2 protein-coding genes and 1 pseudogene are annotated in these 2,694 nt (G+C 61.5%); all 3 read left to right on the top strand.

The genetic code is table 11. From position 1 onward, the window contains the following. The first annotated feature begins 114 nt into the window (after positions 1-114). Entirely contained in the window at positions 115-1,383 is a 1,269-nt protein-coding gene (locus B4E36_RS06590; protein WP_292053214.1) for an ABC transporter substrate-binding protein, read from the top strand. 66 nt (positions 1,384-1,449) lie between these two features. Next, positions 1,450-2,394, top strand: a complete 945-nt coding sequence (locus tag B4E36_RS06585) for a carbohydrate ABC transporter permease (protein WP_292053213.1) — start codon at positions 1,450-1,452, stop codon at positions 2,392-2,394. After that, positions 2,391-2,694 (top strand): annotated as a pseudogene (locus tag B4E36_RS06580) (carbohydrate ABC transporter permease); the annotation flags it as partial. The gene B4E36_RS06585 and the pseudogene B4E36_RS06580, both read left to right, overlap by 4 nt.

Here is a 2,694-nt window from a genome sequence, read left to right as displayed (position 1 = left end):
ACGGCGACGCGCCGGATTGCCCGGACAACAGGAAAGCGGCCCCCGATGGACCGGCTTTCATACGCGGGAACTTTTGAAAACCGGACCTGACAAAGGCCGGAGGGAGAACAGGCAATGAAGCATTTTGGAAAATTCACGGGCGTACTGCTCGGCGCAAGCGCGCTGATGGCGGTATCGGCCGGCGCTGTCGAACTCAACATCGTCCATGGCGCCATCGGCAAGGATAACGAGGTTCTGCGCAAGGAGCTCGACCGCTATGAGGAGATGACCGGCAACACCGTCAACATCGTCTCCATGCCGGAATCGACGACCGACCAGTTCGGCCAGTACAAGCTCTGGCTTTCGGCCAAGTCGCCGGATATCGACGTCTACCGCATCGACGTCATCGGCGCGCCGCAGCTTGCCGACCACTTCGTCGACCTGACGGAGGCGACCGCCGATATCATCGACCAGTTCGTTCCGGCAGCCGTTGAATCGCAGACCGTCGACGGTAAGCTCGTCGCGCTGCCGATGTTCCTCGGCGCGCCGGCGCTCTACTACCGAACGGATCTTCTGGAAAAATACGATCGATCGGTTCCCGAGACCTGGGACCAGATGACCGAAACCGCGAAGGTCATCATGGATGGCGAGCGGGCCGAGGGCAATGGCGACATGTGGGGCTTCGTCTTCCAGGGTGCGCCCTATGAAGGGCTCACCTGCAACGGCCAGGAATGGATCTATTCCTATGGCGGCGGCCGGATCGTCGAGCTTGACGGCTCGATCGGCATCAACAATCCGGAAGCGGCCGAAGCGCTGAACATGGCGAAATCCTGGGTCAGTACGATCGCGCCGCAGGGCGTGCTCAACTACATGGAAGAGGATGCGCGCGGCGTGTTCCAGTCCGGCAACGCCGTGTTCATGCGCAACTGGAACTACGCCTATGCGCTGGCCGATGGGCCGGATTCCCCGGTGAAGGGAAAGTTCGACGTGACCACGCTGCCGGTGGGCGGCGAAGGCGACAGCTCGGCGGCGACGCTGGGCGGCTGGCATCTCGCCGTCTCCAAATATTCGCCAAACCCGGACGAGGCGATCGAACTGGTGAAGTTCCTGAACAATTTCGAAAACCAGAAGGAACGCGCGATCGAAACCTCGCGCCCGCCGACGGTGACGGCCGTCTACGACGATCCGGAAGTGGCGGAAGCGCAGCCTTTCATTCCGCGCTGGAAGCCGGTCGTGCTCAACGCCCTGCCGCGCCCGTCCGCCGCCACCAAGCGCAAATATAACGAGGTCTCCTCGGAATTCTGGACCGCCGTGCATGATACGCTTTCAGGCGACGGCACCGCCGAGCAGAACCTCGCCAAGCTGGAAGCCAAGCTGAAGCGCCTGCGCGGCAACGGCTGGTAAGACATAACGGCGCCGCCCGCATCCCGGCGCGGCGCCGTTTTGCGCAAGAGAAGAAGGGAACGGAACATGGCAGAACCGGTCGAAAAATCGACCCTGTCGCATCAGCGCGTCGTCTCGGCCTGGGTGTTCCTGGCGCCGATGCTGGCAGTGCTGGCCGTGGTCGCGGTCTATCCGCTGGTCCGAACGATCTATTTCGGCTTTACCGATGCGTCGATCGATTTCCCCGAACAGGCGGAATGGATCGGTTTCCGCAACTACCTCGAATATCTCGATTTCGGCGACGGAACCGGTGAATATTACGGCCTGCTCGCTGACCCCGACTGGTGGCGGGCGGTCTGGAACACGCTGCGCTTCACCTTCTTCTCGGTGCTGTTCGAAACCATTTTCGGTATGGTCATCGCGCTGGTGCTCAACACCCATTTTCCCGGCCGCGCGCTGGTCCGCGCCGCCGTTCTCATCCCCTGGGCGATCCCCACCATCGTCTCCGCCAAGATGTGGGCCTGGATGATGCATGACCAGTTCGGCATCCTGAACGATATCCTTATGAAGCTGCACATCATCGCCGAGCCGGTGGCCTGGACCGCCAATCCGGATACGGCGCTTCTCGCCGTGCTGATCGTCGATATCTGGAAGACCACGCCGTTCATGGCGCTGCTGATCCTCGCCGGCCTGCAGATGGTGCCGAAAGACATGTATGAGGCGGCGAAGCTCGACGGCATTCATCCCGTGCGCGTGTTCCGCAAGGTCACGCTGCCGCTGATCATGCCGGCGGTGCTGGTGGCGATCGTGTTCCGCGCGCTCGATGCGCTGCGCGTCTTCGACATCGTCTATGTGCTGACGCCCAATAATCCCAACACGGCCACCATGTCGGTGTTCGCGCGCGAGAACCTGTTCGATTTCGACCAGTTCGCCTATGGCTCGGCGGCTTCCACCCTGCTGTTCCTGATCATCGCGCTTCTGACGATCGGCTTCATCCGCGCCACCCGCATGAACCTTGGAGGTGAGCGATGACCATCCCCGCTCCCGTCAAACGCATCGCGTTCTACGCGCTCGTTCTGGTCATTCTCGTCCAGGCCCTGTTCCCGTTTTATTATGCGGTCCTGACATCGCTGGAAAACGGCCAGGCGCTGTTCGAAGTCAACTATCTGCCCAAGGCGGTCACCTTCGACAATTACGAACACATGCTGACCGACGGCGTCTTCGGCCACCAGATATTCAACTCGATCTTCGTCGCCACCGTCGTCGTGATCTTCTCGCTGTTTCTCGGCGTCACGGCGGCCTTCGCGCTGAGCCGCATCCGCTTCAGGGGGC

The organism is Martelella sp. UBA3392 (assembly GCF_002358775.1).
GTDB lineage: Bacteria > Pseudomonadota > Alphaproteobacteria > Rhizobiales > Rhizobiaceae > Martelella > Martelella mediterranea.
The sequence above is the reverse complement of the archived record's forward strand: the minus strand, read 5'-3'. Positions and strand labels throughout refer to the sequence as shown.

Bases quoted from the DNA above. Each gene is read 5' to 3' on its own strand.
- B4E36_RS06590 (WP_292053214.1), top strand. From the start codon at position 115: ATGAAGCATTTTGGAAAATTCACGGGCGTACTGCTCGGCGCAAGCGCG.
- B4E36_RS06585 (WP_292053213.1), top strand. From the start codon at position 1,450: ATGGCAGAACCGGTCGAAAAATCGACCCTGTCGCATCAGCGCGTCGTC.